The following is a 23,634-nucleotide window of genomic DNA, read 5'->3' as shown; positions in this document are numbered from 1 at the left end:
TCCGCGAGTCGGTGCCGTTTTCTCGGCCCCCGTCGTCGGCCGTCCTATGCGAGTCATCGTCCACGGCGGCGCCGGCGGCGTCCCCGAGGAACCGGAGCCGAGACAGCAGACGCTCGACGAGGCGGCCGCGACGGGCGCCTCCCGCGGGATGCCGGTCGACGCCGTCGAGGCGGCCGTCCGCGCCCTCGAATCGGACCCGGCGTTCAACGCGGGCGTCGGCGGGGCCGTCCAGTCGGACGGTCGCGTCCGAACCGACGCGGGCCTCATGACGAGCGACTTCGAGGCGGGCGCGGCGGCGGGGATGGACGGCGTCGAACACGCCGTCTCCGTCGCCCGAACGGTGCTGGAGGAGACGCCGCACGTCTTCGTCGCCGGCCGGCCCGCCGTCGACGTCGCCGCCGACTTCGGCGTCGAGACGGACGTCGACCTGTTCACCGCCGAGACGCGGGAGCGCTGGGCGGAGGCCGACCCGCCGGAGGGGTCGCCGCGCGACCACCTCGCGTGGCTCGACTCGAAGTTCGGCGAGTCGAGCGCGACGGCGTCGAACGACGCCGACCTCTCGGACCACGACACCGTCGGGGCCGTCGCCTCCGACGGCCGGGAGTTCGCCGCCGCCACCTCGACCGGCGGGCGGTGGTTCGCCCTCGCCGGCCGCGTCGGCGACGTGCCGCAGATAGGCTCGGGCTTCTACGCCGCCCCCGCGGGCGCCGCCTCCGCGACGGGCGCGGGCGAGGACATCGCCAAGGCGACGCTCACCCGCCGCGCCGTCCGGCATGTCGAGTCCGGCGAGGACGCGCAGGCGGCCGCGGAGTTGGCCGTCGGCGAGTTCGAGGAACTCACCGGCTCGGAGGCGGGCGTCATCGTCGCCGACGAGGAGGGCGTCGGCAGCGCGTTCAACACCGAGGGGATGCAGACGGCCGTCGCCGAACGCTGAATCGGCGCCGCACCGCCGCCGCCGAGACGGTCCTGCCGCGAGCCGTGGACTTTACCGTCGCCACCCCCTACCCCGAATAATGACAGCTAACTGGACTGTCGAGGACGCCCCCGACCAGTCGGGCAGGACGGCGGTCGTAACCGGCGCGAACAGCGGTCTCGGCTACGAAGCGACGCGGATGCTCGCCGAGAAAGGGGCGCACGTCGTGATGGCCGTTCGGAGCCCCGAACGCGGGCGCGAGGCCGCGAGGGACGTGCTCGACCGCGTTCCGGACGCCGACCTCACGCTGGCGAAGTTGGACCTCGCGGACCTCGACTCTGTCCGCCGGTTCGCCGAGTGGTTCGAGGGCGAGTTCGACGAACTCCACGTTCTCGCCAACAACGCGGGCGTGATGGCGATTCCACGCCGCGAGACCGAACAGGGCTTCGAGATGCAGTTCGGCGTCAACCACCTCGGACATTTCGCGCTGACGGGCCGCCTCTTGGATACGCTCCGCGAGACGGAGGGTGAGACGCGCGTCGTCACCCAGTCCAGCGGCGTCCACGAGAGCGGCGAGATGGACTTCGAGGACCTGATGGGCGAGGACTCCTACGACAAGTGGGGCGCCTACGGGCAGAGCAAACTGGCGAACCTGCTGTTCGCCTACGAACTCCAGCGACGCCTCGAACGCGCCGGCGAGGACGACGTGCTCAGCGTCGGCTGTCACCCCGGCTACGCGGCGACGAACCTCCAGCGGCGCGGCCCGGAGATGGAGGGGTCGTACCTCCGACTGCTGGGGATGAGCCTCGCGAACCGCGCCCTCGCCCAGAGCGCCGAGATGGGGGCACTTCCCCTCGTCTACGCCGCCACCGCTCCGGGCGTCGACGGCGGCGAGTACGTCGGACCCACGGGCTTTCGGAACATGCGCGGCTACCCCGGCGAGAACGAGTCGAGCGCCGACTCCCGCGACGAGGTGGACGCCCACCGCCTCTGGGAACTCTCCGAGAAACTGACGGGCGTCCCCTACGGCGTCTGAGACGTCGGAACGCTAGCGGCGAGTCGCGCCCCGGACGCTCCCTTTTACCCGCGCGACGCCGTACTCGGCGGTATGAGTGACGCCGAATCCACGGGTCGAATCACGGTCTACTCCGACTACGTCTGCCCGTTCTGTTATCTGGGAAGGGAGTCGCTCCGGCAGTACCAAGCGACGCGCGAGGACGAGTTGGAGGTCGACTGGCACCCGTTCGACCTCCGGAGCGGGAAGCGCAAGCCCGACGGCACCATCGACCACGACGTCGACGACGGCAAGGACGACGACTACTACGAGCAGGCCAAGGAGAACGTCCGCCGCCTGCAGGAGCAGTACGACGTCGAGATGGACCTCGACATCGCGACGGACGTCGACTCCCTGCCCGCGCAGGTGGCCTCCTACTACGTGAAAGAGCACTACGACTACGAGACGTGGCTGGCGTTCGACGTGGCGATATTCGACGCGCTCTGGACGGAGGGGAAGAACATCGGCGACGAGGACGTGCTGGTCGAACTCGCCGCCGAAGCGGGCGTCGACGGCGACGAGATACGCTCGGCGCTCGACGACGACGCCCTCCGGGAGGAGGTCCGCGGGAAATTCACCGAGGCGCAGCAGCAGGGAATCACCGGCGTGCCGACGTTCGCGTACGACGGCTACGGCGCCCGCGGCGCGGTGCCCCCGGAGCAGTTGAAGCGACTGGTCGAGGGGAACTGACCGAATCGCCTACGTCTGCGGTTCGAGGTACGCCTTCCGCACCTGCGGTTCCGCGTCCATTATCGCCGCTTTGATTCTGCTGATGCGGTCGTCGATGCCGTCGGCGTCGAGGCTCGAATCGAACACCACGTCGGCGGTGACGACGACCTCCTCGGGGCCGAAGTAGACCGTCCGGAAGTCGACGAGTTCCTCGACGCCCTCCGCGTCGGTCACGATGGCGTGCAGGCGCCGTTCCTCGTCCGCAGGAAGGCTCTCGCCGAGCAGCAGCCGCTTGTTCTGCCACGCCAGCGCGATGGCGAAGCCCATCAGGAGCAGTCCGATGAGCAGGGCGGCGATGCCGTCGTACACCGTGTTCCCGGTCTGTTCGGTCAGGTAGATTCCGACGATGCCGATGGCCGCCCCCGCGAGGGCGATTGCGTCCTCGGTCAGCGCCGTCAGCGTCGTCACGTCGCTGGTCTTCCGAAAGGCCTCGCGGAGTCCGCTCCAGTTGTGCTCGTCTATCTGCACCTTGATTCCGTCGTACGCCTTCTTGAGCGCCCACGACTCGAAGGCGATGGCGAACAGCAGCACGGCGTAGCTGATCTGCGCCCCGGACAGCGTCAGCTCTATCACCGGAATCGTGGCGTTGCTGATGTGGAAACTGCCGCCGCCGACGAGCGTCTCGTAACCCTTGCGGGCGCTCTCGATGCCCGCGACGCCGAACAGCAGCACCGAGACGAGGAACGCGTAGAAGAACTGCGCCTTCCCGTAGCCGAACGGGTGGTCGCGGTCCGCCCGCTGGTTCGAGTAGCGAAGGCCGAACAGGAGGAATATCTGGTTACCCGTGTCCGAGACGGACTGGTACGTCTCCGATAGCATCGCCGCGCTTCCGGTGAGGATGAACCCGACGAACTTCATGACGGCGATAGAGCCGTTGGCGATGAGGGAAGCGACGACGACCGACTTACTCTCTGCCATTGGAAAGTGCTCCCCGCCTCGGAGTAAAGGACTACTGGCAGTTCGGCGGTCCGCGGTCGCTCTCCACCCTGACGGCCCCCCGCCCGGCTGCGCGCCGGGCGACTCCCTTTTTACCTTCGCGGTCCCGAGTGAGGAGTACCTCGAATGTCCGCCTCCGCCTCGGACGCCCCCGGCGACGCCTCCCCTCCCAGTCCCGACCCGGACCGGCCCTCCGGCGTCCGCGTGACGCTCCGCTCGCTGTGGCGACTGCTCGTCGTCGTCTACGCCTTCCTTCCTTTCTTTGTCGCCGTCGCCCGCGACAGGCGGCGCTTCCTCCTGTTCGGCCGGTCGCGCCGCACCGACGCGGCGACCCGCACCCGCCGGGCGACGGCCCTTCGGGACACGTTGGTCTCGCTCGGCCCGACGTTCGTCAAACTCGGGCAGGTGCTCTCCACCCGACCGGACGCCCTGCCGGCCGAGTACGTCGAAGTGCTCTCGACCCTGCAGGACGAGGTGCCGCCGGACGACTGGGAGACGGTCCGCCCGCGAATCGAGGCGGAACTCGGCCCCGTCGACGAGGCGTTCGATGAGTTCGACCCCGAACCCATCAGCGGCGCGAGTCTCGGGCAGGTGTACACCGCCGTCGCCGACGGCGAACGCGTCGCGGTCAAAGTGTTGCGCCCCGGCATCCGCCGCGCCGTGGAAGCGGACCTGCGCGTCGTCGAGCGGTTGGTGCCCGTGCTCGTCCGCTTCGCGCACCCCGGCCAGCGCTTCACCTTCGAGAACCTCGCCGGGGAGTTCGCCGACACCATCCACGACGAGATGGACTACGCGCACGAGGCGGCGATGCTCCGCCGCATCCGACGGAACTTCGCGGACGACCCGAAGATTCGGGTCCCGGTCGCGCGCGAGGAACGCTCCACGCGGAACGTCCTCACGATGGAGTACGTCGAGGGGGTGAAGATAGACCGCGTCGGGGAACTCGACCAGATGGGCGTCGACCGCGAAGCGCTCGCGCGGCGCCTCGAACGCGCGTACATCGAGATGATGCTCGAACACGGCCTGTTTCACGCCGACCCCCATCCCGGAAATCTGGCCGTGCAGTCGGACGGAACGCTCGTCTTCTACGACTTCGGGATGACCGGCCGCATCGACGCCGCCACGCGCGAGCACATGTACGAGTTCTACGTCGGCGCCGCCACCGACGACGTCGACCGGGTGATAGACGCGTTCGTGGCGATGGGCGCCTTGGACCCGGCGGCCGACCGGGCGCTGATGCGCGAGGCGTTCTCCGTCGCCATCGACAGACTCGGCGGCGGGGACGTCGACGAGTACCGCGTCCGGCAGTTGGTCTCGGAGTTCCGAGCGACGCTGTACGACTTCCCCCTCCGCCTCCCGCAGAACCTCGCCCTCGTCGTCCGCGTCTCGACGGTGCTTGAGGGCGTTTGTCGGACGCTGGTCCCCGGTTTCGACTTCGTGGAGGAGGTGACCGAGTACGTCGACGAACGCGGGGTCGACGGCGACGACGAGGGGGACGAGGCCTCGGTGAGAGAACGCGTCGCCCGCGAGTACGCCGAGGACGCGGCCGACCAGTTCCGCGCGGCGACGCGGACGCTCCTGACGGTGCCGCCGAAACTGAGCCGCGTGCTCGGGTTGGTCGAACGGGAGAACGTGCGGGTGAACGTCGTCCTCGCGGAGTCCGAGGCGTTGGAGTCGTTCGCGAAGAAGGTCGTCACCGGCATCCTCCTCGCGGGCAACCTCCTCGCCGTCGCCCTCCTGTTCGCCCTCGAAAACGGGGTGACCGCGGGCGTCGCCGCCCTCGGCGTGCCGCCCCTACTGGTGCTCTGTTACGTCGCGTTCCGACGCGAACGCGGCGTCCGCGTCCGCGGAAACCCGCAGTTCACGAGACAGGGCATGCGCGCCCGGCGCGAGGAGGCAGGGGCGCCGAGCGAGAACGGGGACTGAGAGAGAGGAGTTACTCGGCTTCCGCGGCGGCCGTCTCGGCCGCCTCCTCCTCGTCCTCGACCGCCGCGGGGTCTTCGCCCGGCGGCGGCGAGGCCAACCACTCGTCGGCCCAGTCGCTTATCTCGTCGAAGACGGGGCAGAGCGACCGCCCCTTCGGGGTGAGCGAGTAGTACGTCGCCACCGGGGCGTCCTCCTCCAGTCGGCGGGAGACGAAGTCGAGTTCCTGCAGGTCGTCGAGGACGCGCGAGAGCGTCCGCGAACTCGACCCCGTCGAGCGCTTCAGTTCGTTGAACCGCTTCTCGCCGTCCTGTAAGTCGTGCAGGACGATGAGCCGCCACTGCGAACCGATCTGTTGAATCGAGTCGATAACGCCGCACGCTTCCTCGCTGTATCGCTCTCCGTCTTCGGGGGGCATCGATGTCACCTGATAGCCCGTACGTCCGGGAACCTACATATGGTTTCGGTTCCGTACTAAGTAACAGAGTGAAACTGGCCGTTCGACCGGCGAACGCGCCGTAACTCCACACCACCATGAACACCACAGGCATCCACCACGTCACGGCCGTCGCGGGCGACCCGACCGAAAGCGTTCGGTTCTACGCCGACGTGCTCGGCCTCCGACTCGTCAAGCGAACGGTGAACTTCGACGACACGCACACCTACCACCTCTACTTCGGCGACGAGACGGGGTCGCCCGGCACCGCGATGACGTTCTTCCCGTTCGGGGAGGGGCGACCCGGCCGACCCGGCCGCGGACAGGCCGTCGCCACGTCGTTCGTCGTCCCTGCGGGGAGTCTCGACTACTGGCGCGACAGACTCGAATCGCACGACGTGACCGTCGGCGAGGAGGGAGAGCGATTCGGCGCGAACGTCCTCCCGTTCGAGGACGGCGACGGCCAACCGCTCGAACTGGTCGAAGGCGAGACGAGCGTCGAACCGTGGGCGGACGGCCCCGTCCCCGAGGAGTACGCCCTCCGCGGGTTCCACGGCGTCACGCTCCAGTCGGCGAACCCCGACGCGACGGGCCGCGTCCTCGAACTCCTCGGGTTCGAGCGGACCGACGAGGCGGGCGACAGAATGCGCTACGTCGCCGACGGCGACCGAGCGACGGTCGTCGACCTCCTGACGCGCGAGTCGCCGCGGGGGCGGCCCGGCGTCGGCACCGTCCACCACGTCGCCTTCCGCGTGCCGGACGCCGAGACGCAGACGGAGTGGCGCGAGAAACTCTCCGAGGCGGGCCAGAACGTCACGCCGCGGAAGGACAGACAGTACTTCGAGTCCATCTACTTCCGCGAACCCGGCGGCGTCCTCTTAGAGGTGGCGACGGACGGCCCCGGCTTCACCGCCGACGAGTCCGTCGAGTCGCTCGGCTCCGACCTGAAACTCCCGCCGTGGCTGGCGGAGGACCGCGACCGCATCGAAGCGAACCTGCCGTCCCTCGACGGCGTCGCCGAGACGGGGACCGAACCCGAAGTCGATGCCGGAGCGGAAACCGGGGAGGTGTCCGACTGATGGCCGCGAGCGACGACCCGCACGCCGACCAGCCGATACTGACCGCCGGCGCAGACCCGTCGGACGCCGACGTCGCCGTCGTCCTCGTCCACGGCCGCGGCGCGACGGCGCGCGGGATGCTCGGATTCGCCGACGAGTTCGGGCGGGAGCGAATCCACTACGTCGCCCCGCAGGCGCAGCGAGGGACGTGGTACCCCAACTCGTTCATGGCGCCCGTCGAGTCGAATCAACCGCACTACGAGTCGGCGCTGACGCACGTCGACCGCGCGGTCGCGCAGGCGCGCGAGACGACCGGGCTTCCCTCCGAGAACATCGTCCTCACCGGATTCTCGCAGGGGGCGTGTCTGCTCTCCTCCTACGTGGCGACGAACCCGACGCGTTACGGCGGCCTCGTCCTCCTTTCGGGCGGGTTCGTCGGGGCGGACGGGACCGACTTCCGGTTCGAGGGCTCGCTCGACGGGACGCCGGTCATGCTCGGCGTGAGCGACGACGACCCGCACATCCCCCTCTCGCGCGCCGAGGAGACGGTCGCGGAACTCGAACGCATGGGCGCGGAGGTGCGCTTCGACGTCTACGAGGGCAGCGAACACCGCGTCTTCCCCGAAGAGGTCGAGTACGCGCGGGACTTGCTCGACTCGCTTCGAAACGAGTAATCCGTGACGGCCTCGGACGCGTACGGCTAAGGCGTCCGAGTCGTTACCCACACGGAAATGCTCGTTCTCGGTGACGCTCACGCCGACGACCCCGCCCGCAGAGACGCTCTTCTCGCCGCGTACCGCGAGACCGACCCCGACGCCGCCCTCCAAGTCGGCGACCTGTTCCACTACGACCTCCCCGCACCGACGTGGTTCGTCGCGGGCAACAACGAGGACTTCGACGTGATAGACGCCCTCCGCCGCGGCGACGCGACGCTGACGGACGCCGGGCGGCCGCACCTCCTCGCGAGCACCGTCGCCGACGTGGAGGGCCTCCGAGTGGGCGGCCTCTCTGGCAACTTCGCCCCGACGCAGTACGGGAAGTCGCGCGCGGACCTCGCGGGCGACCGGCGACGGCACTTCGTCCGCGCCGAGGTCGAACGCGCGGCGTCGCTGACCGACGTGGACGTCTTCCTCGCGCACCAACCGCCGCGCGGCCTCCTCCGGGTCGCCGGCGGCCGCGACCCCGGCGTCGGCGCCGTCGACAAACTACTGCGGGCGGTCGAACCGGACCTCCTCCTCGTCGGCCACAACCACCGCCACGCCGAGGCGACGATCGAGGGCGTCCGCGTCGTCAGCCTCGCACCCACGTGGGAGGCGTACTACACGCTCGACCCCGGGACGCTCGAACTCGAACGGCACGACGTCGAACGAGACGCGACGGAACCGTAGCGGGTCCGCGAAGCCGGAATTCGACGCCGGCGCGAGGCGCCGGAGTCACCGAGTCACCGCTCGTACTCCGTGAGCGACTCGCGCGTCACGTCGCCGCGCGCGAGCGACATCAGCGCGTCGTGCGCGACGAGGTCTTCCTCCCCCGGGTCGGGTCTGCGCTGTTCGTATCCGCCCGATGCGTCCATCACCCAGCGCTTGCGATTGTCGGCGAGCAGCGTCCGCAGGACGGCGTCGAGTTCGCGCCTGAGTTCCGGGTCCTCGACGGGCGCGATGGCCTCGACCCGGCGGTCGAGGTTGCGCGTCATCCAGTCGGCTGAGCCGATGTAGTAGTCGGGGTCGCCCCCGTCGTGGAAGTAGAAGATGCGGGAGTGTTCGAGGAAGCGCCCCACGACGCTGGAGACGGAGACGGTCTCCGAGAGGCCCTCGACACCGGGACGGAGGCGGCAGATGCCGCGCACCACGAGGTCGATGTCGACGCCGGCCTGCGAGGCCGCGTACAGTTCCCGAACCATCGCCGGGTCCTCCAGCGAGTTCATCTTGACGACGATTCGAGCCTCGCGGCCCGCGCGGGCGTGGTCGGCCTCGCGGCGGATACGCTCGGTGAACGCCTCCCGGAGGGTCTCGGGGGCGACGAGCAGTTTCTCGTAGTCGGTGTGGCGGGCGTGCCCGGTGAAGAAGTTGAACAGTTTCACCAGGTCGCGGCCGACGGCCCGGTCGGCGGTGAGGAGGCCGAGGTCGGTGTACGTCTTCGCCGTTTCGGAGTGGTAGTTGCCGGTGGCGACGTGCGAGTAGAGACGGACGGTGTCCGCCTCCTGACGGACGACCAGCGCGGTCTTCGCGTGCGTCTTCAGCCCCACGGTGCCGTAGGCGACGTGGATACCCTCCTCTTCGAGGCGCTTCACCCAGCGGAGGTTGTTCTCCTCGTCGAACCGCGCCTGCAGTTCGACCACCACCGCCACCTGCTTGCCGCGACTCGCCGCCTCGATGAGCGTCCGGATGATGCCCGAATCGGGCGCGGTGCGGTAGATGGTCGCCTTGATGGCGAGCACGTCGGGGTCGCTCGCGGCCGCCGAGAGGAACGCCTGCACCGTCCCCGCGAAGGAGTGGTACGGATGGTGCACCAGCAGGTCGTCCGTCCGAACTTCGGCGAACAGCGCGGCGGGGTCGTCGGGGTCGACGTCGGCCAGTCGGGGGTGCGGTTGCGGCGTCCACGCGGGCAACCGCAGGTCCGGGCGGTCCATCCCGGCGAGGGCGAAGCAGAACTTCTTGTCGATGGGTCCGGAGCGCTCGTACACCTCGGCTTCGGAGACGTTGAGCCGTTCGAGCAGCACCTCGCGGACGAACGGGTGCGCGTCGGCGTCGAGTTCGAGGCGGACGACGGTGGCGAAGCGACGCTGCCGGAGCACGTCCTCGATGGTATCGATGAGGCCCTCCGCCACCTCCTCGTCCCGGCCGACCTCCGCGTTGCGCGTCACGCGGAACGGCGAGGCCTCGACCACCTCGACGTTCGGGAACAGCAGGTCGAGATTCGCACACAGCACGTCTTCGAGGAAGACGAACCGACGCGCGCCGCCGGACGCGCCGTCGGCGCTCGTCTCGTCCGGGTCGGCCCCTCCGTCCGTCACGTCGGCCACGGGGACGAGTCGCGGGCGGTTCGGCGGCACCTTCACGCGCGAGAAGCGCAGGTCGCCGTCCGGTCCGTCCCGCGTGAGCACCGCGACGGAGAGGCTGAGATTCGAGATGAAGGGGAACGACCCCGCCGGGTCGAACGTCAAGGGCGTCAGCGTCGGCAGCACCGACTCCTCGAAGTACGACCGCAGGCCGCGCCGCTCCGACTCGCGCAGGTCCTCGTGGTCGAGAATCTCGATTCCCGCCTCGGCGAGGGCGGGGCGGACCGTCTCGCTGAAACACCGGTCTTGGGTCTCGAACAGGTCGGACGCGCGCGACAGCACCGCCGACCACTGCTCCCGCGGCGTGCGACCGTCGGGCGACGGCGCGGTCACGCCGGCGTCCATCTGCTGTTTGAGGCCGCCGACGCGCTTCATGAAGAACTCGTCCACGTTGCCCGTGAAGATGGCGAGAAACTTCGCCCGCTCCAACAGCGGGTTCCGGTCGTCGAGGGCCTCGTGGAGGACGCGGTGGTGAAAGGCGAGTTCGCCGAGTTCGCGGTTGAGATACCACGCCGGGTCGTCCGCGTCGGCGTCCGCATCCGCGTCGAACGACACGGGCGCGTCCGCCGGGGCGATGGGCGGCGTTCGTGCGGGGGCGTCGGCCTCCCGGTCCTCCGAAGTCATCGGTCGTGACCTGTTCGCGAAGCGACTTCACCGTTCGCTTCCGCGGCGGGCGGAGACGAACGCTATGGACGCGACGAACGCGGCTACTGCGCGGGGGCGGGGGTGTCGGCGGGTTCGACCCACTTCGACTCGGCGCGCTCCTCGACGGTCGTCTCGGGTTCGACGACGACGAACTCGTCGGCGCGCCAGTCGTAGGCGGTGAGTTCGTTGCCGTAGACGCACCCGGTATCGAGGCCGACGGCGTACCGGCGGTAGACGGGCGCCGCCAGGGGAGTGTGACCGAAGAAGACGCGCTGGGGGCCGCTGTGGACCTCCCACCAGTAGGACTTCTCACCGTCGTCCTCGAACTTCCGGAACGTCTCCAGTTCTTCGAGCGAGTGCTCCGAGAGGGGCTTCCGCGGGTCGACGCCGCCGTGGACGACGAGCGCGTCCGCCCACGAGATGGCGACCGGCAGGTTCCGAATCCACGCTATCTGCTCGTCGGAGAGTTCGTCGAGGTGCTTGTCGCCGCGGATGAGTTTCTCCTCGTTGTTGCCGCGAACGGTCAGCATGTTCTCCGCGTTCCGGACGAGCGAGACGACGCCCTCGCTGTCGGGTCCCTTTCGGACGAGGTCGCCGACGAACACCACGAGGTCGTCGTCGGTGACGCCGAGTTCGTCGAGCAACCGCTCTAACTCCGCGCGGCAGCCGTGCACGTCGCCGACGACGTAGATTTCGTTCCAGTCGTCCGCGTCGACCCGCCGGTGAGGTACGTCCGCGCCGAACTCGGGTGCACTCATCTGTCTCTGTGCCGAGACGAGCGCGAACCAATAAACGGTTGCTAGGAGGCGCTCTGTGCGCTATATAGTCACTCGGTCTCCGGCCGGAAACGACTAATACAGCGGTCGACACCGACGCGTCGAGCGGCCATCGGGGGCCGAATTCGAGGGACTGAGACGGGGTCCGCAACCTCTTTGAGACGCTCGCGCCAAGCACGGCCATGAGCATCGGACCCCTCGACGAGGAGACGGCCGAGAAGTACCGCGAGGCCGGCAGCGTCCTCCGCGAGGTTCTCGACGAGACGGCCGAGATGGTCGAACCGGGCGCGACGCACCTCGAAGTCGCAGAGCACGCCGAGGAGCGTATCTACGAACTCGCCGACGGCTGTGCGTTCCCCGTCAATATCAGCGTCGACGAGGAGGCGTCGCACGCCTCGCCCGGCCGCGACGACGACACCGAGTTCGACGACGAGATGGTCTGTCTGGACTGCGGCGTCCACGTCGACGGCTACATCGCCGACGCCGCGGCGACGGTCGACCTCTCGGGCAACGACGAACTGGTCGAGGCGGCCGAAGAAGCGCTGGACGCCGCCCTCGACGCCGTCGGTCCCGGCGTCCAGACGGGCGAAGTCGGCGCGGAGATAGAGGACGTCATCCGCGGCTACGGCTACACGCCCGTCCTAAACCTCTCGGGGCACGGCGTCGAGCAGTGGGACGCCCACACGGGGCCGAACATCCCCAACCGCGGCACCGAACGCGGCGTCGAACTCGAAGTCGGCGACGTGGTCGCCATCGAACCGTTCGCCACGACGGGGTCCGGCAAGGTCACGGAGGGCTCCAAGGAGGAGATTTACAGCCTCGAACGGGACCGTTCGGTCCGAAACCGCTCGGCGCGGCAGGTGTTAGAGCAGGTGAACGAGGAGTACAAGACGCTCCCGTTCGCCTCGCGGTGGATAGACGTCCCCCGCTCGGACATCGCCATCAAGCGGCTCGAACAGCAGGGCGTCCTCCACGGCTACCCCGTCCTGAAAGAGGACGACGGCGAACTCGTGAGTCAGGCCGAACACACCGTCATCGTCACCGAGGACGGCTGCGAAATCATCACCGAGTAGCGCGTCCGAGAGAGCGAGTCCGTCCCGGCCGCCGGTTCCGCCGGCACTAAACCCGACTCGCGCGAGGACCGCGTATGGACCAGATATTCGCGCCGTGGCGCATCGACTGGGTCGAACGCGACGACGACGGAGACGGGGACGACGGCTGTCCGTTCTGCGCGCTTCCGGAGGCCGACGACGACGGGGAGAGCCGTATCGTCGCCCGGACCGAGCACTCGTTCGTCCTCCTGAACAACTACCCGTACAACCCCGGGCACGCGATGGTCATCCCGTACCGACACACCGGGTCGTGGGGCGACCTGACCGACGCGGAACTGCTCGACCACGCGAAACTGAAGACGCGGACGCTGGACGCCCTCGACGCGGCGCTCGACCCCGACGCCGCCAACGCCGGCGAGAACCTCGGCGGCGGCCCCTCCGGCGGGTCCATCGACGACCACCTGCACACGCACGTCGTGCCGCGGTGGGGCGGCGACACGAACTTCATGCCCGTCGTCGGCGACACGAAGGTCATCGTGGAAGCCCTCGACGACACGTACGAGCGACTCCGCGGGGCGTTCGCCGAGCAGTCGGGCGCGGACGTCGACGGCGAGGACGACGCCGTCTTTCTCGACTTCGATGCGGGCACCGAGTACGACGGGTAGAGCGATGGACCGGCGGTCGGAAACGTCATGCGTCTGCCTCCGAAATCCCCGGTGATGAGCGGAAACCGGCGCCGGGTCGTCCGACGAGTGGGCCTCATCGTCCTCGTGGTGAACGTCGTGCTGGCCCTCGCGAAGGGCGGCGTCTGGTGGGCGACTGGCAGTCTCGCCGTCGGATCCGAGGCGGTCAACAGCGCGGCCGACACGGCCTACAGCCTCATCGTCCTCGCCGGTCTCTACCTGACGACGCAACCCCCCGACTTCCAGCACCCGCACGGCCACGAGCGCATCGAACCGTTCGTCTCCCTGTTCGTCGCCGTCGGCGTGTTCGCCGCCGGCGCGGGCGTCCTCTGGAACGCCACCACCACGGTTCTGAACGGCTCGTACGGCGGCGCGACCGGAGGACTCCTCAGCGTCGGCGTCCTCGTCGCCTCCGCCGGCGTCAAGTACGGCCTCTACCGCTACTGCCGGCGCGTCGGCGAGACCCACCGCTCCCCGGCCATCGTGGCGACGGCGATGGACAACCGCAACGACATCCTCACCGCCGCCGCCGCCCTCGTCGGCGTCGTCGGCGCGAGCCTCGGCGTCCCCGTCCTCGAACCCGTCGCCGCGGGCGTCGTCTCCCTCGGCATCATCTACACCGGCTACGAGATCGTCCGCGACAACGTGAACTACCTCGTCGGCGCCGCGCCGGACGACGAACTGACCGCCGAGATACTCTCGACCGCCCTCGAACACCCGCGCGTCGAGGGGGCGCACGACGTGGTCGCCCACTACGTCGGCCCCGAGGTGGACGTGAGCCTCCACATCGAGGTTGAGGGCGACATGACGCTGTTCGAGGCGCACGACATCGAGTCGGAGGTGGTGACGGCCATCCGCGAGATTCCCGAGGTGGACGACGTGTTCGTCCACGTCGACCCGAAGGAACTCGGCGAGTGGAAGGAGGACGAGCGGGCGACCCGACTGTTCGAGAGGCGGACCGGCGAGAAGTAACGGGTCAGACCGTTCCGGCGAGGACGAGGCGAATCCACCCGAGCAGCGGCACCCGAACCTGCGCCTTCGCGCGAACCCACTCCGCCCGCACCGGGGGCGCGATGGGGTCGACGCCGACTTGGTCGTACCTGGCGTTGTTGTCCCCCTTCGTGATGTACCCCGCGTGCGGCGCGGGACAGTTCGCCAGTTCCGCACAGTCGTCCACGCCGGCCCCCACGGAGTCGGGGTCGGCCCTGTCGTACCAGTTCTCGCCCGCCTCGACGTGGAAGCGAACCCGGTGGATGATGGGCGAGGAGAGCCCTCGGCGGTCGGGCGGCATGTAGACGACGACGTCGCCGCCCTCGGAGAACCGGGTGTAGCCATCCGCTCGCGCCTGCGTCACGATGCCGTTCTCGTCGGCGGCGGCGGCGACGTAGCGGTTCACGTCCGAGACGACGACCATGTCGCCGGTGTCGATGTGCGGTTCCATGCTCGGACTCTCGACGGCGACCATCGGCGGCCAGATGCCCGTCAGCGCGAACAGGAGGGCGCCGACGAGGACGACGGCGCCGAGCGTCTGGGCCACGTCGCGGACGTAGCGCGGGACGCGAGGGCGGGAGCCGGAACCCGAACGGGGACGGGGAGAGTCGCGGCGGGCGGAACCGGAATCGTCGGCCATCGACCGAACGTGGGGGACGACGAGCAAAAGCGCGGCGGTTCCGCGGGTCCCGCGAAGTCGACGGTTCGGAGTCGCGAGCGAATCCGACCCCGCGCCCCGTCGCGCTTTTCTGACAACGGCGCGAACGGTTCCCGTGCACGCAGACGAGATTCACCCGCAGGCGCGGGCGGCGATGGCGTCGCAGGTCGACCTCTCGCGCCTCAGGCGCTTCGGTCCGAAACCGCTGCGGTTGCTGGCGCGGGTCGCGAACCGGTGGGAGAACCGGAACCCGCCGGAGGTGGGCGACGTCACCGACCGGACGGTTCCCGGCCCCGCGGGAGCGATTCCGGTCCGCGTCTACCGCCCGCGCGGCGGCGGGCCGTCCCCGACGGTCGTATTCTTCCACGGCGGCGGGTTCGTGCTCAGAAGTTTGGAGAGCCACGACGTCCTCTGCCGTCGACTCGTCCGGGAGAGCGACTGCACCGTGGTCTCGGTGGACTACCGCCTCGCGCCCGAACACCCCTTCCCCGCCGCCGTCGAGGACGCCTACGCTGCGACGGAGTGGACCGCGGAGAACGCCGACCGTCTCGACTCCGACGGCGGACTGGCCGTCGCCGGCGACAGCGCCGGGGGGACGCTCGCGGCCGTCGTGTCGCTGATGGCCGCCGACCGGGGCGGTCCGGACGTCGACCACCAAACGCTCGTCTACCCCGCCGTGGGTGCGAACGAGCGACGCGAGTCCGTCGAGCGACACGCCGGAACGGTGCTGTCGAAGGAGGACTTAGCGTGGTTCCGCGACTGCTACTTCGAGAGCGACGTCGACCGGAGGAACCCGTACGCCGACCCGATGCACGCCCGCGATTGCTCGGGCGTCGCGCCGGCGACGGTGGTCACGGCCGGGTTCGACCCGTTGCGCGACGGCGGGGCGGCCTACGCCGAGCGACTGGTGAGCGAGGGCATCTCCGTCCGCTTCGAGAACTACGAAGACATGGTCCACGGGTTCGCCACGATGTACGAGGTTGACCGCTCGCGCGAACTCGTCGCCGACGTGGCCGCCGACCTGCGCGAAGCGTTCGAGTCGAAGTCGGAGTCGGAGTCGAAGTCGGATACCGCGGGCGGCGGCGACGCGTAGGTGGCGTCTCGACGGTCCGGCGTTCCGGCGCTCCGCTACGGTTTCGGCGCCGTGCGGACGGGGTCGCCGAACGCGTACACCGTCTGGTGGCTCGTCACTTCGACCTCCAAGAAATCGCCGGGTTCGACGCCGCGTTCGGAGGCGTTCTGCACGATGATCTGCCGGTAGGCCTCGTCGCGGCACTTCACCGAGTCGCCGGTGCCCTCCTCGACGGCCATCACGCGGTGCGTCTCTCCAATCATCTCCTCGTACGCCTCGGCGACGACGTCCATCTTCAACTCGGACATCGCCTTCGAGCGCTCCTTCTTCACCGTCCCGCCGAGGCCCTTCATGTCGGCGGCGTCGGTGCCGGGGCGCTTCGAGAAGCGCGTGACGTTCACCTTCTCGGGGCGCACCTCCCTGAACAGGTCCATGCTCCGCTCGTGGTCGGCCTCCGTCTCGGTGGGGAAGCCGACGATGAAATCCGTCGAGAGCGTCCAGTAGTCGAGTTCCCGGTCGAACGTCTCGACTATCTCGCGGAACTTCGCCACGCGGTGCTGGCGGCGCATCTCCTCCAACACGTCGTCGGACCCCGACTGTACGGGGAGGTGGATGAAGTTGTACAGCTTCTCGTGGCGGTCGAAGACCTCGACTAACTCCTCGTGGATGCCGTGAATCCCGCCGGGGTTGGCCATCCCGAGACGGACCCGGAACTCGCCCTCGATTTCCGAGCAGATTCGGTCGAGCAGTTCCGGGAGCTTCCGGTCGCCCTCGTCCCAACCGTAGACGCCGGTGTCCTGTCCGGTGATGCGAACCTCCTTCGCGCCGGCGTGGACGAGCGCGCGGGCCTTCTCGACGTTCTCCTCCACCGAGGGGGAGTCGACGCGGCCCGTGGCGAACTTCGTGATGCAGTACGAGCAGTTCGACATACAGCCGCGGGCGATGGGCAGGATACCGACGACGCCGTCGAGGATGGGTTCGGTGCCCGCCCCCGGCGTCGGGCACTCGCCGTTCGTGACCGCCGAGGGAACGTCGTCCCAGTGGAGAATCTGGGCGTCCACCTCCTCCTCGCGGAACTCATCGCCCTGCGCGAGCGCCATGCAGCCCGTGACGATGAGGTCCGCCGTCTCCTCCTCCAACTCTTTGGCCCGTCGGAGCATGTTGCGCTCCGTCTTCTCGACGACCGTACAGGTGTTCATGATGGCGACGTCGGCTTCCTCCGGACCCTCGACGCGGTAGTGGCCGGCATCGCGGAGCGCGCTCTCGATGGCTCGGCTCTCGCCGCGGTTGGAGGTGCAGCCGTACGTCTCGATGTGGTATCGGGCCATTCGGTCGTTCTGAGGTCTCTTCCGCGCGGCCAAAAGGCCGACGGTTGGGGACGGAAACGAGGGGGCGGAGGCGCGCACCGACGCGCGGGAAGTGACTCGACGCTCGCCGCCTACTCCGGATATCCCGAGACGATGTCGACGCCCGAGGACGCCCCGATGCGCTCGGCGCCGGCGTCGAACATCTCCGTCGCCTTCTCGTAGGAGCCGACGCCGCCGGAGGCCTTCACGGGCAGGTACTCCGCCATCAGTTCCACGTCGTCGACGGTCGCGCCGCCCTCGGCGAACCCCGTCGACGTCTTCACGAAGTCGGCGTCCGCCTCAACGGCCGCCTCACAGGCGCGGCGCTTCTCGTCCTCCGAGAGGAGCGCCGTCTCGATGATGACCTTCACCGGCACCGGCACGGCGGCGACGACTTCCGCGACATCCTCCTCGACGGCGTCGTTCTCGGCGGCTTTCAGGCGGCCGACGTTTATCACCATGTCCAGTTCGTCGGCGCCGCTCTCCCACGCGTCGACGGCCTCCTCGCGCTTGGCGGCCGTCGAGTGCTGGCCGTGCGGGAAGCCGACGACGGTGGCCACCGTCACGTCCGGGGCGTAGTCGGTCGCCTCGGCGACGTAACACGGCGGGATGCAGGCGTTCATCCCGTACTCGGCCGCCTCGTCCAGAACCCGCTCTACGTCCGAAAGCGTCGTCTCCGGCCCGAGGACGGTGTGGTCGATGCGCGCGGCGAACTCCGTGCGGTCCATGCGGGAAAGAGACGTCGACCGCGCCTAAAAACGGCTCGAACGGGCGGACGCGTCGGCCGGACTTCGGAGCGCGGGGGCGAATCCGGGGAGGCGGCTTTCGTAAGGCTTTCACGGCCGCCAAGCGCGCAACGGAGCATGGCGATACTCCCCGAAGGGTTCTCGGTGCCGCCGCTCCCGTACCTCGCCGTCCTCCTCGTCGCCGTCGCCGTCGTCGCCGCGGCGGCGAACCGCCGCCGCCCCGCGGTTACCCCCCGGCGCGTCCTCGCGTTCGTCCCGTGGATGGTGCTCGGGTCGGCCGCACACGTCCTCTACGTCGTCGATGCCCTCCCGCCTCTTCTCAGACCGCTCGGCGCCACGGCGGCCGTCTACCTCGCCGTCGGCGCCCTCGGCGTCGGGACGTTCGTCGCCGCGGACGCGCGGGCCGGGGACGACGCCGCCCTCGTCCTCGCGGGCCTCGGAAGCCTCCTCGCCGCCGTCGCCGTCGCCGGCGCTCTGTTCGTCGGCGCCGCCAGGGGGACGCTCGCGCCCCTCGTCCCGGCCGCGGGCCTCGTCGCCGCCGCCGTCGTCGCCGTCGCCACGTGGGGCCTCCTCGTCCGCGCCCACCCGGCGGCGCGCGTCACCGGTTCGGTGGGCTTTCTCGCCGTCTTCGGCCACGCCCTCGACGCCGTCTCAACCGCCGTCGGCGTCGACCTGCTCGGGTTCGGCGAGCGGACGCCGCTCTCGCGGATTATCATCGAGTTCGCCGCGACGCTCCCCACCGAACCCTACCTCGGGACGGTCTGGCTGTTCGTCGTCGTCAAACTCGTCATCGCCTCGGGCGTCGCCGCCCTATTTGCCGACTACGTGCGCGAGGACCCCGCGGAGGGGTACGCCCTCCTCGGCTTCGTCGCCGCCGTCGGCCTCGGCCCCGGCGCGCACAACCTGCTGCTCTTCACGGTGCTCGGCGGGGCGTGAGTCGAGTCGTCTACCGCGGCGGTCCGAACGAGAACGGCGACCTCTCGGCGGGCACCCAGAGGCCGCGCCGCGTCGCACGCCACCCGTAGACGATTGATACGACGACACCGGTGGCGACGACGCCGAAAACCCGGAGCGTCACGCCGTCGACTGCGACGGTGACGACGCCCACGGCCGTGAGAAGAACGCCCGAGAGAACCTAAAATCCGAGCGTCCCGCCGACCGGTCGGACGCCGCTTCCGGCGATAGCGAACGCGATGAGCAGGACGTACAGCCAGAGGAGCGACGTCAGACCCTCTCCGAGGAACTGTGAGAAGGCGGACAAGAGGAGGCCGACGCCGAGACCGACTGCGACGTTCCGGAAGGAGACTGACTCGGCGGGGGGGACCATACCGATAGCTCCGCGGTCGCCCGTGATACACTCTCGTCGGCCGACCGTCACGAGGGACGGAGCGCGCGAGCGCCAGTCCGCTTTTAGCCCCCCGCGTCCTATCTCGGCCGATGCCGACGCCACCGCCCGGCCCCGTCTTCGTCGGAGCGCTCGGGGAGACGCTCACGTTCGTCGGGCTGAGCGCCGTCTCGGGTCTCGTCGCCGCCGCCGCCATGACCGTCCCGATGGCGACGCAGGAGGACGGCTACACGCCGGCGTACATCGCGGCGGCGGCGCTCCGCCGAACGACGCCCGACGACGTGTCGACCGTCGCCGCCCGCCTCGTCCATTACGGCGCGGGCGTCCTCTCCGGCGTCCTGTACGCCGTCGCGTACGCGGCGCTCTCGCCGGTGCTCCCCGCCACCGCGTCCGCGGGGTCGTTGGACGCCCTCCCGCACGCGCTGGCGACGGCGGCCGTCGTCGGCTTCGTCTACGTCTTCTTCGCGCACGTGGTCCTTCCGCGGGCGGGTGCGAGCGTCCACGAGGAGCGCTCGACGGCCGTCCGCGGGCAGTGGCTCCGGTCGTCGCTCGTGTTCGGCGCGACGCTCGTCGTCGTGCTGCCGCTGGTGACGTGGGGGTTGTAGCGGCACTTCGGAGTCCGGTCGACCCGCCGGTCACCCCGTAAGCCGTTCGCCGAACCCCGCCCGGTCGACGCGCGGCGGCACGGTGTCGGATTTGAGCGGCGGATAACGGGTGAGCAGCTCAGCGGCCGTCCCGTCGGCGACCCAACCGCCGTTCGTCGTTCCCGGTTGCAACCATCCCAGCGCCGACATCTCCCGACAGGCAGCGTCGACCTCCCGCACGGTCCGACCCGTGCGGTGTCCGAGGTGTTCGATGTCGACTCGGCCGTACCGGCGAAGCGTTCCGAGGATGTGTCCCCATATTCTCGCCCGTTCCCCGACGTTCGTGGTCTTTCGGTTCCCTATTCCACCCGGCTCTCCACCGAGAGCGGAGATAACTGTAGTGCCCCGATTTTCACGGTTGAAACTGCCAGTGGCAGTGTAGTGAAAAGAACCCGACCGACGCCGCTCGGCGTCAGTCGTCCGCGGGCGCGTTCGACCGCACCGGCCGAGACCCCGTTCCGCCGTCGACCGGCGAACGGCGCAGCGACGACCGGACGCGGACGAACGCGGCGGCGACGACGGCCGACCCGGCGAAGTTGCAGACCACGTCGAGCGCCGTGTCCGCCGCGCCGCCGGCGATGAACACGTACGTCGGCGTCGCGTACTCCAGCAGTTCCCACGCGCCCGAACAGAGGGCGACGAGGAGGACGACGGCGGACGCGCGCCGTCCCGAGAGCAGGAGCCAGCCCGTGATAGCCCCGCCCGCGAGGGCGTGCGTGAGGATGTCCCACCACCACACCGACTCGTAGAGGGGAAGGAGACCGAGGGCGGCGACGAACGCCGTCGAGACGGCGACCGTGCGACGGTTCGCGGCGGTCTCGACCGCGAACCGCCAGCCGGGTCCGTTGGGGGGGTCCGCTCGCTCCGTAAGTGTACTGAGTGACATGTATGGGGGAACGTGTACCGCCGAAGCGGCCGCCAGCGACGTGACGCGTCGTGCCGGGAGCGGGTGGTTTGCGAGCCGTCGAAGCGGAGCGAAGGGGGGGAATGCTCACGCCGCAGCGAATCGACTGTTCCCGCTCGGCGGCGCCCGCGCGTCGCCGGCGGCCGCACCGTCCGGCCCGAGTCGGTACGCGCGGACGGGCGGGGGGATGTGCCCGTCCGGCGAAGGGGGGATGGGATGGAACGTCCCGGGCGGAACGGTGTTCGGCGGCCGTCCTACCAGAGACCGGAGAGGGGTTTAGTTATCGGTCGAATATCCCGACTGTCGCCGTCGTTAAACGGTTCGAACGACCGGTTAGGCGGCGTCGAACGGCCCGGGAATCGGCGACGGGCCGCGGAGACCCTCGCCGGCGCCGGCGGTCGGACCGCGTCGTTTTTCAGGACGTCGCGAGACTCTCGCGTATGGCCAAACAGCCCCACCTACTCGTCGAGGAGGGCGACGTCGAGGACGTCGCGCTCATCCCCGGCGACCCGGGCCGCGTCGACCGCATCGCGAAGCAGTGCGAGAACGTCGAGGAGGTCGCACAGAACCGCGAGTACAAGGTCGTCAACGCGACGTACGAGGGGACGCCCCTCACCATCTGTTCGACCGGTATCGGCTGTCCCTCGGCGGCCATCGCCGTCGAGGAACTCGCCCGCGTCGGCGTCGAGACGTTCGTCCGCGTCGGCACCATCGGCGCGCTACAGGAGCACGTCGAAATCGGCGACATGATCGTCGCGACGGGCGCTGCTAAGGAGGAGGGCACCTCCAAGCGCTACGAGTCGGAAGTCATCCCCGCGGTGCCGGACTACGACGTGCTGACCGCCCTCGTCGACTCGGCGGAGGCGAACGACGAGGAGGTCCACGTCGGCCCTATCGTCTCCGACGACGCCTTCTACAACGAGTCCGACGACTTCGTCGAGGCGTGGAACGAGGCGGGTCTCCTCGCCGTCGAGATGGAGGCGGCCACCGTGTTCTCGCTGGCCCGCCGCAAGGGCCTCCGCGCGGGCGCCATCTGCACCGTCGACGGCAACCTCGTGAAGGGCACCCAGAAGGGCGCCGACTCCGAGGAGGAACTGCCCGAGAAGGCGAAGGACAACGTCGAACGGGCCATCGCGCTCACGCTGGACGCGGTCACGTCCCTCGCGTAAGGGATGTCTCGACTCCGCCGGTACGCGGCGCACGTCGCGGCGCGCCTCAGCACCCTCGGCGCGCGCGCTCGGCGGATAGAGCGACGGGAACTCTCGGAGTTCCGACGGTGGCTGGAGAACACGAGCAACCTGCTGCATCTCTCCATCCTCCTGTTCGTCCCGCTTCTCATCGGGCTCGTCACGTTCCTCACCGGTCGGCTCCAGACGCTGTCGTACCTGCTGTTCCCGCCGCTGGCGTCGGGCACGTACACGCTGTTCTCGGACCCCGAGGGGCGATACTCCAGTCCGACGAAGTTCGTCGGGAGCCTCACCGTCGGCGCGGTGTGCGGACTCGCGGCCCTGTGGTTCACCATGATGGTGTACGGGCAGGCGCAGTCGGCCGTACCGCACGCCGAGAGCGCCGCGTTAGCGGTGTTTCTCACCGGCGTCGTGACGTGGGCCGCCGACCTCGAAGCGCCCTCCGCGTTCTCGACGGCGCTCCTGGCGCTGGTTTCGAGTCCCGGTACGCCCCTCTCGCAGACGGCGGGCGCCGTCGCGTACGTCGTCAACATCTTCCTCGCGTCGAGCATCATCGCGGGCGCGTTCGTCGTCTGGCGCGAGCGACTGTACGAACGGCGCGCCCGCTACCTCTACGAGACGGTCCGCGGCGACGACCACGTGCTCGTCCCGATGCGCGGCGAGCACGCCACCCGAACCGCCCTGTTCGGCGCGCGCCTCGCCGCCGCCCACGACGCCGGGAAGGTGGTGCTGCTCGGTCTCGTCGAGGAGTCCGACCAGCGACTCGTCGAAGTCGAGGGAAACGACATCGCGACGAGCGAGGGGGCGAACGAGGAACTCACCGACGAAGCCGACGAGACGGTCACGGAACTGGAGTCGTGCGCCGCCGATATCCGCACCCGTGTCGGCGTCCCCTGCGAAGTGGTCGTCGCCGCGGGCGAGTCGGTGCCCACGACGCTCGACGCCGCGCGGAACGCCAACTGCGACCTCGTGGTGACGCCGTACGAGGAGGACCGGGGCCTGCTCTCGGACTACGTGCGCGGCATCTTCCGCGGACCGACGGACGCCGTGGCGTTCCGCTCGGTCGGCGAGACGCGGCGCTGGCGGCGCGTCCTCGTTCTCGTCTCCCGCCCCGGCGACACCGCCCACGCGATGATAGACTTCGCCACCCGACTCGCCGGCCGGAACGGCGTCGTCAGCGTCACCACCTGCATCTCGAACGAGGTGGAGCGCCGACGGGCGGAGTCGCGGCTGGCGGACTTCGCGGAGACGGCCGACGGCCCAATCGAGACGCGCGTCTCGCGGGCGGACGTGCAATCGTTCATCGCCGCAAACGCCGGGTCGTACGACCTCCTGGTTCTCGGGTCCAGTCAGGACCGTTCGGCCGCCTCGCGGTTCGTCGCGCCGCCGACGTTCGAGCGACTTCACGAGGTGGAGTGCGACGTGGCCGTCTTCGACCGCGGCGACCCCTGATTCGCGAACCCGGCGGCCGCGGTGCGG

The 23,634-nt window shown here is 69.6% G+C and carries 26 protein-coding genes; 15 read left to right on the top strand and 11 right to left on the bottom strand.

What is annotated here, in order from left to right; translation table 11 throughout:
- The first annotated feature begins 46 nt into the window (after window positions 1–46).
- From NDI76_RS12430 to NDI76_RS12420, 3 genes are all read left to right on the top strand, one after another.
- Window positions 47–934: an isoaspartyl peptidase/L-asparaginase gene (locus NDI76_RS12430; RefSeq protein WP_310924397.1), complete on the top strand. Its 888-nt coding sequence runs from the start codon at window positions 47–49 to the stop codon at window positions 932–934.
- 79 nt (window positions 935–1,013) lie between these two features.
- Complete coding sequence (locus tag NDI76_RS12425; RefSeq protein WP_310924396.1) at window positions 1,014–1,949, top strand: oxidoreductase; 936 nt, start codon at window positions 1,014–1,016, stop codon at window positions 1,947–1,949.
- 72 nt (window positions 1,950–2,021) lie between these two features.
- On the top strand, window positions 2,022–2,657 hold the full coding sequence (locus tag NDI76_RS12420) for a DsbA family oxidoreductase (protein ID WP_310924395.1): 636 nt from the start codon (window positions 2,022–2,024) through the stop codon (window positions 2,655–2,657).
- A 9-nt stretch (window positions 2,658–2,666) separates the two neighbouring features.
- Here the strand turns inward: NDI76_RS12420 and NDI76_RS12415 are convergent, their stop codons facing one another.
- A complete protein-coding gene (locus NDI76_RS12415; RefSeq protein ID WP_310924394.1) occupies window positions 2,667–3,614 on the bottom strand; it encodes a cation diffusion facilitator family transporter in 948 nt (315 codons plus the stop codon).
- A 144-nt stretch (window positions 3,615–3,758) separates the two neighbouring features.
- Here NDI76_RS12415 and NDI76_RS12410 point away from each other — a divergent pair, with 144 nt between their 5' ends.
- Window positions 3,759–5,558, top strand: a complete 1,800-nt coding sequence (locus tag NDI76_RS12410; protein ID WP_310924393.1) for an ABC1 kinase family protein — start codon at window positions 3,759–3,761, stop codon at window positions 5,556–5,558.
- A 10-nt stretch (window positions 5,559–5,568) separates the two neighbouring features.
- Here the strand turns inward: NDI76_RS12410 and NDI76_RS12405 are convergent, their stop codons facing one another.
- Complete coding sequence (locus NDI76_RS12405) at window positions 5,569–5,973, bottom strand: winged helix-turn-helix transcriptional regulator (protein ID WP_310924962.1); 405 nt, start codon at window positions 5,971–5,973, stop codon at window positions 5,569–5,571.
- Window positions 5,974–6,089: 116 nt separating this feature from the next.
- Between NDI76_RS12405 and NDI76_RS12400 the strand changes: the two genes are divergently transcribed.
- Genes NDI76_RS12400 through NDI76_RS12390 form a run of 3 tightly spaced genes read left to right on the top strand, consistent with a single transcriptional unit; the run spans window position 6,090 to window position 8,437 of the window.
- Entirely contained in the window at window positions 6,090–7,070 is a 981-nt protein-coding gene (locus tag NDI76_RS12400; RefSeq protein ID WP_310924392.1) for a ring-cleaving dioxygenase, read from the top strand.
- A complete protein-coding gene (locus NDI76_RS12395; protein WP_310924391.1) occupies window positions 7,070–7,723 on the top strand; it encodes an alpha/beta hydrolase in 654 nt (217 codons plus the stop codon). Before NDI76_RS12400 ends, NDI76_RS12395 begins: the two co-directional genes overlap by 1 nt.
- Window positions 7,724–7,780: 57 nt before the next feature.
- Entirely contained in the window at window positions 7,781–8,437 is a 657-nt protein-coding gene (locus tag NDI76_RS12390; RefSeq protein WP_310924390.1) for a metallophosphoesterase family protein, read from the top strand.
- 53 nt (window positions 8,438–8,490) lie between these two features.
- Here NDI76_RS12390 and ppk1 read toward each other — a convergent pair whose 3' ends face one another.
- Together ppk1 and NDI76_RS12380 are read right to left on the bottom strand one after the other, a co-directional pair.
- On the bottom strand, window positions 8,491–10,731 hold the full coding sequence (gene ppk1 / locus NDI76_RS12385) for a polyphosphate kinase 1 (RefSeq protein WP_310924389.1): 2,241 nt from the start codon (window positions 10,729–10,731) through the stop codon (window positions 8,491–8,493).
- Window positions 10,732–10,814: 83 nt separating this feature from the next.
- Entirely contained in the window at window positions 10,815–11,510 is a 696-nt protein-coding gene (locus NDI76_RS12380; protein WP_310924388.1) for a metallophosphoesterase family protein, read from the bottom strand.
- Window positions 11,511–11,710: 200 nt separating this feature from the next.
- Here NDI76_RS12380 and map point away from each other — a divergent pair, with 200 nt between their 5' ends.
- The 3 genes from map (at window position 11,711) to NDI76_RS12365 (ending at window position 14,235) form a co-directional block, all read left to right on the top strand.
- Complete coding sequence (map, locus tag NDI76_RS12375; protein WP_310924387.1) at window positions 11,711–12,601, top strand: type II methionyl aminopeptidase; 891 nt, start codon at window positions 11,711–11,713, stop codon at window positions 12,599–12,601.
- A 74-nt stretch (window positions 12,602–12,675) separates the two neighbouring features.
- Window positions 12,676–13,245, top strand: coding sequence for an HIT family protein (locus NDI76_RS12370; protein ID WP_310924386.1), 570 nt, complete (start codon window positions 12,676–12,678; stop codon window positions 13,243–13,245).
- A gap of 54 nt (window positions 13,246–13,299) precedes the next feature.
- The gene (locus NDI76_RS12365) at window positions 13,300–14,235 is read left to right on the top strand and encodes a cation diffusion facilitator family transporter (protein ID WP_310924385.1); all 936 of its coding nucleotides are present in this window, start codon (window positions 13,300–13,302) and stop codon (window positions 14,233–14,235) included.
- Window positions 14,236–14,239: 4 nt separating this feature from the next.
- Here the strand turns inward: NDI76_RS12365 and NDI76_RS12360 are convergent, their stop codons facing one another.
- On the bottom strand, window positions 14,240–14,893 hold the full coding sequence (locus NDI76_RS12360) for a S24/S26 family peptidase (protein WP_425498362.1): 654 nt from the start codon (window positions 14,891–14,893) through the stop codon (window positions 14,240–14,242).
- Window positions 14,894–15,026: 133 nt separating this feature from the next.
- On the opposite strand from NDI76_RS12360, the gene NDI76_RS12355 reads away from it, so the two are divergent.
- Complete coding sequence (locus NDI76_RS12355) at window positions 15,027–16,004, top strand: alpha/beta hydrolase (protein ID WP_310924384.1); 978 nt, start codon at window positions 15,027–15,029, stop codon at window positions 16,002–16,004.
- Window positions 16,005–16,039: 35 nt separating this feature from the next.
- On the opposite strand, the gene NDI76_RS12350 is transcribed toward NDI76_RS12355, so the two are convergent.
- Window positions 16,040–17,311, bottom strand: a complete 1,272-nt coding sequence (locus tag NDI76_RS12350; RefSeq protein ID WP_310924383.1) for a tRNA (N(6)-L-threonylcarbamoyladenosine(37)-C(2))-methylthiotransferase — start codon at window positions 17,309–17,311, stop codon at window positions 16,040–16,042.
- A 110-nt stretch (window positions 17,312–17,421) separates the two neighbouring features.
- Window positions 17,422–18,057: a deoxyribose-phosphate aldolase gene (deoC, locus tag NDI76_RS12345; protein ID WP_310924382.1), complete on the bottom strand. Its 636-nt coding sequence runs from the start codon at window positions 18,055–18,057 to the stop codon at window positions 17,422–17,424.
- 135 nt (window positions 18,058–18,192) lie between these two features.
- Here deoC and NDI76_RS12340 point away from each other — a divergent pair, with 135 nt between their 5' ends.
- Window positions 18,193–19,011: a DUF63 family protein gene (locus NDI76_RS12340; RefSeq protein WP_310924381.1), complete on the top strand. Its 819-nt coding sequence runs from the start codon at window positions 18,193–18,195 to the stop codon at window positions 19,009–19,011.
- Between the two features lie 10 nt (window positions 19,012–19,021).
- Here NDI76_RS12340 and NDI76_RS12335 read toward each other — a convergent pair whose 3' ends face one another.
- The gene (locus NDI76_RS12335) at window positions 19,022–19,183 is read right to left on the bottom strand and encodes a hypothetical protein (protein WP_310924380.1); all 162 of its coding nucleotides are present in this window, start codon (window positions 19,181–19,183) and stop codon (window positions 19,022–19,024) included.
- A 27-nt stretch (window positions 19,184–19,210) separates the two neighbouring features.
- Complete coding sequence (locus NDI76_RS12330; RefSeq protein ID WP_310924379.1) at window positions 19,211–19,402, bottom strand: hypothetical protein; 192 nt, start codon at window positions 19,400–19,402, stop codon at window positions 19,211–19,213.
- Between the two features lie 110 nt (window positions 19,403–19,512).
- Here NDI76_RS12330 and NDI76_RS12325 point away from each other — a divergent pair, with 110 nt between their 5' ends.
- Complete coding sequence (locus tag NDI76_RS12325; protein WP_310924378.1) at window positions 19,513–20,025, top strand: hypothetical protein; 513 nt, start codon at window positions 19,513–19,515, stop codon at window positions 20,023–20,025.
- 30 nt (window positions 20,026–20,055) lie between these two features.
- Here NDI76_RS12325 and NDI76_RS12320 read toward each other — a convergent pair whose 3' ends face one another.
- A complete protein-coding gene (locus NDI76_RS12320) occupies window positions 20,056–20,244 on the bottom strand; it encodes a hypothetical protein (protein WP_310924376.1) in 189 nt (62 codons plus the stop codon).
- A 232-nt stretch (window positions 20,245–20,476) separates the two neighbouring features.
- On the bottom strand, window positions 20,477–20,950 hold the full coding sequence (locus NDI76_RS12315) for a DUF2238 domain-containing protein (RefSeq protein ID WP_310924375.1): 474 nt from the start codon (window positions 20,948–20,950) through the stop codon (window positions 20,477–20,479).
- A gap of 458 nt (window positions 20,951–21,408) precedes the next feature.
- On the opposite strand from NDI76_RS12315, the gene NDI76_RS12310 reads away from it, so the two are divergent.
- Together NDI76_RS12310 and NDI76_RS12305 are read left to right on the top strand one after the other, a co-directional pair.
- The gene (locus NDI76_RS12310) at window positions 21,409–22,137 is read left to right on the top strand and encodes a guanosine phosphorylase (RefSeq protein ID WP_310924374.1); all 729 of its coding nucleotides are present in this window, start codon (window positions 21,409–21,411) and stop codon (window positions 22,135–22,137) included.
- 3 nt (window positions 22,138–22,140) lie between these two features.
- Window positions 22,141–23,607 (top strand): universal stress protein, encoded by a 1,467-nt coding sequence (locus NDI76_RS12305; protein ID WP_310924373.1) that lies wholly within the window; start codon window positions 22,141–22,143, stop codon window positions 23,605–23,607.
- The last annotated feature ends 27 nt before the right edge of the window (window positions 23,608–23,634 follow it).

This window comes from Halogeometricum sp. S1BR25-6, from assembly GCF_031624495.1.
Lineage (GTDB): Archaea > Halobacteriota > Halobacteria > Halobacteriales > Haloferacaceae > Halogeometricum > Halogeometricum salsisoli.
Note: the sequence above shows the minus strand (reverse complement) of the source record. Positions and strands in the feature narration are given on the sequence as shown.